We start from the raw sequence: 6,444 nt of genomic DNA, 5'->3' as shown, positions 1-6,444 counted from the left end.
AATTGCTCTGCCAATTGAGCTAGAGGCGCTTATTTGTTTTTCAGGGCTTCCCCTGCAACAAGTAAATACTATACGGCATTCCGCAAGTACCCGCAACTCGAGTGAGCATGAACTGCATCACATATTTGTCGAGTGTTGTTATTGGGCCTGAAACAGCAAGAATCCGGCGCCCCACCCCTCCCCTATAGCGGGGTGAGAAGTGGAACGCCGGATTCTTAGAAAGCTATTGCTGAGCTACCGTTTAGCGAGCGACGGAACCTTCGGTGTAGTCGTCGTTTGCGGAATTCCAGGAGAACAGCTCGCGCAGCTTGCGGCCGGTTGCCTCGATGGGGTGTGCCTCGCCCTTTGCGCGCAGTTCCTTGAACTCGGGGCCGCCTGCAGCCTGGTCTTCCATGAAGCGCTTTGCGAAGTTGCCGTTCTGGATGTCTGCCAGGACAGCCTTCATGTTTTCCTTGACCTCGGGGGAGATTACGCGGGGGCCGGAGACGTAGTCGCCGTACTCTGCGGTGTCGGAGATGGACCAACGCTGCTTAGCGATGCCGCCTTCGATCATCAGGTCAACGATGAGCTTGAGCTCGTGCAGGACCTCGAAGTATGCAATTTCGGGCTGGTAGCCTGCTTCGGTGAGGACCTCGAAGCCGTACTGGACAAGCTGGGAGGTGGAGCCGCAGAGGACTGCCTGCTCGCCGAACAGGTCGGATTCGGTCTCTTCGGTGAAGGTGGTCTTGATGACGCCTGCGCGGGTTGCACCGAGGCCCTTTGCGTAGGACAGTGCCAGTGCGAGTGCTTCGCCGGATGCGTCCTTCTCGACTGCGACCAGGGCGGGAACGCCGCGGCCTGCTTCGTATTCGCGGCGGACGGTGTGGCCGGGTCCCTTGGGGGCAACCATTGCAACGTCGACACCCTCGGGTGCGGTGATGTAGCCGAAGCGGATGTTGAAGCCGTGTGCGAAGAACAGTGCGTTGCCGGGCTTGAGGTTCGGCTCGATGCTCTCTGCGTAGACCTTTGCCTGGACCTGGTCCGGGGTCAGGATCATGATGACGTCTGCTTCTGCTGCTGCTTCTGCGACGGTTGCGACGCGCAGGCCTTCTGCCTCAGCCTTGGCGCGGGACTTGGAGCCCTCGGACAGACCGACGATGACCTTCACGCCGGAGTCACGCAGGTTCAGTGCGTGTGCGTGGCCCTGGGAGCCGTAGCCGATAACTGCTACGGTGCGACCCTGGATCAGGGAGAGGTCTGCGTCGTCGTTGTAGAAAATGGTTGCTGCCATTTCTTCTCCTCAGTAAGTTTGGTATGCGGCCCAGGCTGGGCTCAACATTGACTATTCTACTTGATAGCTTTTGGGGTACAGGTTTACGAGAGTACTTCTCAGATTTTGGCTGGAAGTCTTTGTACCCTGCTTGGTCGGGGTGGGTACCGGGATTTTCGGTACCGGGGTTTACTGCACCGAGCTTTTCAGTACCTGGCGCTCCCCCGCCCACACTGCGAATATGTGGTTTCGGTGGTGCGGGCGGGAGTGCTGCTACAGGGGTAGCGTGGGGTGCGCTAGATGCGTTCGCTCATGGCGCGCGGGCCGCGTGCCAGGGCGATGGTGCCTGCGCGAACGATTTCGCGGATGCCGAAGGGTTCCAGTACTTCCAGCAGTGCGTTGAGCTTTTCCTGGGAGCCGGTTGCCTCGATGACAACGGACTCGGGGGAAACGTCAATCACGGATGCGCGGAACAGGGTGACTGCCTGAACGATCTGCAGGCGGACTACGGGGTCTGCCTTGACCTTAATCAGGATGTGGTCGCGCTGGGTGGAGGATTCGGCGGGCAGTTCAACGACCTTGAGCACGTGAATGAGCTTGTTCAACTGCTTGGTGATCTGCTCCATGGTGTGTGCGTCACCTTCGGTGACCACGGTGATACGGGAGACACCGGGGTTTTCGGTGGGACCCACAGCCAGGGAGAGGATGTTGAACAGTCGGCGGGAGAACAGGCCGGAGACGCGGGTGAGAACGCCCGGCTTGTCTTCTACCAGAACGGACAGAGTGTGCAGAGCCATTAGTTCTCTCCCTCACGATCGAACTCGGGCGAAGTGTTCTTCGCAATCCAAATCTTGTCATTAGATACGCCTGCCGGGACCATGGGCCAGACGAGGGCGTGGGGGCTGACGGTGAAGTCAATGACGACGGGGCGGTCGTTGATTTCGAGGGCAGCCTTGATGGTTGCGTCCACGTCTTCGTCGCGTTCGCAGCGGAAGGTTGCGCAGCCGTATGCTTCGCCGAGCTTGACGAAGTCGGGGATGCGTACGGTGCCGTGGCCGTCCTTCAGGTCGGTGTTGGAGTAGCGTTCGTCGTAGAACAGGGTCTGCCACTGGCGCACCATGCCGAGGGAGGAGTTGTTGATGATGGCAACCTTAATGGGGATGTTGTTCTGTGCGCAGGTGACCAGTTCCTGGTTAGTCATCTGGAAGCAGCCGTCGCCGTCGATGACCCAGACGGTGGAGTCGGGGTGTGCGACCTTTGCGCCCATGCCTGCGGGTACGCCGTAGCCCATGGTGCCCAGGCCTGCGGAGCTGACGAAGTGGCGGGGGCTTTCTTGTTGGATGTAGTGTGCACCCCACATCTGGTGCTGGCCAACGCCGGTGACGTAGTATGCGTCGGGGCCGGTGAGGGCGCTGATGCGCTCGAGGACGTATTCGGGCGAGCCGAGGCCATCCTTGGGCTTTTCGTAGCCGAGGGGGTATTCCTTGCGGATTGCGTTGAGTTCGTTCCACCACTCGGTGAGGTTCGGCAGCTGGTCTGCGAACTCGGTGGAGAGCAGCTCGATCAGTTCGGGCAGCACGTACTTGAGGTCGCCGACGATCGGCACGTCTGCGAAGCGGATCTTGGAGATTTCGGCGGGGTCAACGTCGATGTGGATGACCTTGGCTTCGGGGGCGAAGGAGTCGACCTTGCCGGTGACGCGGTCGTCGAAGCGTGCGCCGAGGGTGATGAGCAGGTCGGACTTCTGCATTGCGGTCACGGCGGGGACGGTGCCGTGCATGCCGGGCATGCCGAGGTTCTGGGGGTCGGAGTCAGGGAACGCGCCGATTGCGTTGAGGGTGGTGACGACGGGTGCGCCGATGAGCTTAGCCAGCTTGTGGAACTCTTCGGAAGCACCTGCGCGAACCAGGCCACCGCCGACGTAGAAGACGGGGCGCTTGGATTCGGTGATGAACTTAGCTGCTTCGTGAATCTGCTTGGAGTGGCCGCGGGTGACGGGGGTGTAGCCGCGCAGCTCCAGGTCCTCAGGAATGCCGCGGTATTCCATCATGCCGACCTGTGCGTCCTTGGTGACGTCCACGAGCACGGGGCCGGGGCGGCCGGTGGATGCAATGTGGAATGCTGCTGCGAGCGCGCGAGGGATGTCCTGCGGGTCGGTGATCATGAAGGAGTGCTTGGAGATGGGCATTGCCATGCCGACGATGTCAGCTTCCTGGAATGCGTCAGAGCCCAGCAGCTTAGTGGACACCTGGCCGGTGATTGCAACCAGGGGGATGGAGTCCATGTTTGCGTCTGCGATTGCGGTCAGCAGGTTGGTTGCGCCGGGGCCGGAGGTTGCGATGCACACGCCGGTCTTGCCGCTGGACACTGCGTAGCCCTGAGCGGCGTGGCCTGCGCCCTGCTCGTGGCGGACCAGGATGTGGCGGACCTTCTTGGAGTCGTACAGGGGGTCATAGGTCGGCAGAATTGCGCCGCCGGGCAGGCCGAATACGTCAGTCACACCCAGGTCTTCGAGGGTGCGGACGATTGCCTGAGAACCGGTCATGCGTTCTGCGGGAGCGTTTGCCGCGTCATCAGAAGTGGAAAATCCCATGGTCATGGAAATGCCTCGTGTCTTAATGGTTCTTCGTTGTATTCAATGTTTTGCGTGGGGGTTGTGTGATCCTCACGTGTCCTATGCCCGGGGGTGCCAAGCTATAAAAAATACCCCTCGCTGTTGGTGGTAGCGTTAGGGGCGCTTAGTCGCAGTGAATTGACCCTGTTGCGCGCCCTAGGCGACGAGTACAAGGTTGATAATTCGCTGGTACATTGCTGTCTTCACCCTTCTATGGTGAAGCCCCGGGAGGGGGTGAGTCAAATCTCTATGGGGTGTCGTGGCGGTTTTTACACGGAAACCCCCAAGTCAACCTTCTTCTTTCATGATGTGGACACCTTGAGCGTGTGCGTGGATTCTGGCGCTGGTTTTTGAACGGGTGAGAAAAACTCGCTTTTTTGGATGTCATTGGGCGTAATATGTGCGAATACTCGTGACCTTCGTTGGTTGCCCCGGTAGACTGATGCTATGACCGAACCGATTATCACGGTCGCTGATGAGCTGACCGAAGCAAGTAAGTACGCAGAGGTTATCGACCCCCGTAACTCTGTTGAGAGTAGCGAGTTTTTGACGGGTGAGGAACTCATTCGGGTTCTGCACCCGGTTTTTGACGAGCAGATTATTAATTACGGTGCATACAATTTGGTGTATGCGACGGGCCGTGCTGTTTACCGTAATCCTGATTTGGCGTTGCATCAGTCTCCTGATCAGCAACATTTTATTGTTGGGTATCAAGATGCGCCTGATGAGGTGATTATTGCTCCGGTGAATTTGCCGGCGTTGACGCCTGCGGGTACGGCGACGACGATTGATAATACAAATGCTCTGCATGCGTATCGTGTGGGTGATGATGCGGTGACGCTTGAGTCGGTGAATGGCAGCTCGTTTTATTTGTCGTTTGAGGATAATGTTGAGGTTGCAACTCGTTTTGGCGTTGGTTTGTTGGAGCAGGGTAAGGATGTGGAGGATTTCCGCGAGTTTGTGACGCGGATTTGGCCGGTCCTGTAACAGAGACTTTTTGAAATGATTGCCCGCTACTGTCTTGTGACGGTGGCGGGCTTTCGCATGCCTGCACGCAACCATGTTGAACGCTTGAGGGGCGGTGCACATCCTCGCTCCTACAGGGGCACCCACCCTCGCTTCGCTTCGGGCACCCTGATGTCGCTACGGACGGCACCGGCACCTCGGCGCGCACCAGACCACCAAGCAACACGCTAAAAGGCGACAGCCCTACACGCAAAACACCCAACCACCAGGCAACAGACTAAAAGGCGACAGCCTCCCCCGCCATAGTTCGCTAGGCACGGGGCACACATACTGAACCACCGCACATCTACCGCAACCCCGACGGGACCGAAGCGTACCCCGAATACCGATACACGCAGAGGTGCATATATCCTCTGCCGCGACATCAGGGTGTCCGAGCTCTGCGAGGACGGGTCCCATGCAGGAGCAAAGAGGATAATATGCACCTCGCACGACAAAACTGCATTTACTGAGGGAACGCAAAAATCCCGCCGATTCCGAAGAATCAGCGGGATTTTCTTTGAAGTGCGCCCCCTGGGACTCGAACCCAGAACCCATTGATTAAGAGTCAATTGCTCTGCCAATTGAGCTAGAGGCGCTTGCTTGTTTCAAGGTTTCCCTTGCAACAGAAAAATACTATACGCGAGTTTTTGTGGTGTGCGCAAGTTGATTTGACGTGAGTCTGGACACATTGTTTGGGTGGGGTGTGTGGGACACTAGACTGTGTGTATTGCATGGGGCGCGTCCGCCCTTGGTACTGTGTGGGGCGCATCCACCGCTCCCCTGCTGTTCCCTGTTGATGTTTTGAGGAGTTATTGATGAGCGTTCGTCTTGAGCCGGGTACCCCGGCGCCTGCTTTTACCCTTGCTGACGCTTCGGGTAAGGAGCACAGTCTGAGTGATTATGCGGGCAGCAAGGTGATTTTGTATTTTTACCCGAAGGCGTCGACTCCGGGTTGCACTAAGGAGGCGTGCGATTTCCGCGATAATTTGGCCTCGTTGAAGTCGTTGGGTTACGTGGTGTTGGGTGTTTCTCCGGATTCGCCGGCGGCTATTGCTCGTTTTGTGGAGAAGGAGTCGTTAACGTTCCCGCTGCTGTCTGATGCTGATCATGCGGTGGCTGAGGCGTATGGTGCGTGGGGTGAGAAGAAGAATTACGGCAAGGTATATGAGGGCCTGATTCGTTCGACGTTTGTGATTGATGAGCAGGGTGTTATTTCTGTGGCTCAGTACAATGTGCGTGCGACGGGTCATGTGGCGAAATTGCGTCGTGATTTGGGTATTGACCCGAAGTAGAGTCACGTTTTCTGGGGTTTGCGTATCGCCGTTCTGTTACTTCTTGAGGGGGTTGTTGTTCGGCGTGTTTGCGGACTTTTTGCCCTATGAGGGCTTCTTTTAAGGCTTGGAGAACCTTGGTTCCTGGTGTACACTAATTTTTTGTTGCCTCAGACGCATGCATCTTCGGATGTGGGGTGACGCTACGCGCGAGTGGTGAAATTGGCAGACACGCAGGATTTAGGTTCCTGTGCCTTATGGCGTGGGGGTTCAAGTCCCCCCTCGCGCACACACATTCACAT

Annotated in this window: 5 protein-coding genes and 2 tRNA genes; 3 read left to right on the top strand and 4 right to left on the bottom strand. The window is 57.7% G+C overall.

From position 1 onward, the window contains the following. Positions 1–241: 241 nt before the first annotated feature. The 3 genes from ilvC to HMPREF2779_RS07700 form a co-directional block, all read right to left on the bottom strand. Entirely contained in the window at positions 242–1,270 is a 1,029-nt protein-coding gene (ilvC, locus tag HMPREF2779_RS07710) for a ketol-acid reductoisomerase (RefSeq protein WP_070685104.1), read from the bottom strand. Between the two features lie 275 nt (positions 1,271–1,545). Continuing rightward, the gene (gene ilvN, locus HMPREF2779_RS07705) at positions 1,546–2,046 is read right to left on the bottom strand and encodes an acetolactate synthase small subunit (RefSeq protein ID WP_070685102.1); all 501 of its coding nucleotides are present in this window, start codon (positions 2,044–2,046) and stop codon (positions 1,546–1,548) included. Next, a complete protein-coding gene (locus tag HMPREF2779_RS07700) occupies positions 2,046–3,848 on the bottom strand; it encodes an acetolactate synthase large subunit (protein WP_070685100.1) in 1,803 nt (600 codons plus the stop codon). The genes ilvN and HMPREF2779_RS07700 overlap by 1 nt, the downstream gene beginning before the upstream one ends. 462 nt (positions 3,849–4,310) lie before the next feature. Here HMPREF2779_RS07700 and HMPREF2779_RS07695 point away from each other — a divergent pair, with 462 nt between their 5' ends. Continuing rightward, entirely contained in the window at positions 4,311–4,850 is a 540-nt protein-coding gene (locus HMPREF2779_RS07695) for a hypothetical protein (protein ID WP_070685098.1), read from the top strand. A gap of 544 nt (positions 4,851–5,394) precedes the next feature. On the opposite strand, the gene HMPREF2779_RS07690 is transcribed toward HMPREF2779_RS07695, so the two are convergent. After that, a tRNA-Lys gene (locus HMPREF2779_RS07690) sits at positions 5,395–5,467 on the bottom strand. 219 nt (positions 5,468–5,686) lie between these two features. Between HMPREF2779_RS07690 and bcp the strand changes: the two genes are divergently transcribed. Together bcp and HMPREF2779_RS07680 are read left to right on the top strand one after the other, a co-directional pair. After that, entirely contained in the window at positions 5,687–6,163 is a 477-nt protein-coding gene (bcp, locus tag HMPREF2779_RS07685; protein ID WP_005508643.1) for a thioredoxin-dependent thiol peroxidase, read from the top strand. Positions 6,164–6,349: 186 nt separating this feature from the next. Then, a tRNA-Leu gene (locus tag HMPREF2779_RS07680) sits at positions 6,350–6,431 on the top strand. Positions 6,432–6,444 lie beyond the last annotated feature (13 nt).

Source organism: Rothia sp. HMSC069C03, from assembly GCF_001811075.1.
GTDB lineage: Bacteria > Actinomycetota > Actinomycetes > Actinomycetales > Micrococcaceae > Rothia > Rothia mucilaginosa.
The sequence above is the reverse complement of the archived record's forward strand: the minus strand, read 5'-3'. Positions and strand labels throughout refer to the sequence as shown.

Coding starts and splice junctions, on each gene's coding strand:
- ilvC (WP_070685104.1), bottom strand. CDS start 1,270: ATGGCAGCAACCATTTTCTACAACGACGACGCAGACCTCTCCCTGATC.
- ilvN (WP_070685102.1), bottom strand. CDS start 2,046: ATGGCTCTGCACACTCTGTCCGTTCTGGTAGAAGACAAGCCGGGCGTT.
- HMPREF2779_RS07700 (WP_070685100.1), bottom strand. CDS start 3,848: ATGACCATGGGATTTTCCACTTCTGATGACGCGGCAAACGCTCCCGCA.
- HMPREF2779_RS07695 (WP_070685098.1), top strand. CDS start 4,311: ATGACCGAACCGATTATCACGGTCGCTGATGAGCTGACCGAAGCAAGT.
- bcp (WP_005508643.1), top strand. CDS start 5,687: ATGAGCGTTCGTCTTGAGCCGGGTACCCCGGCGCCTGCTTTTACCCTT.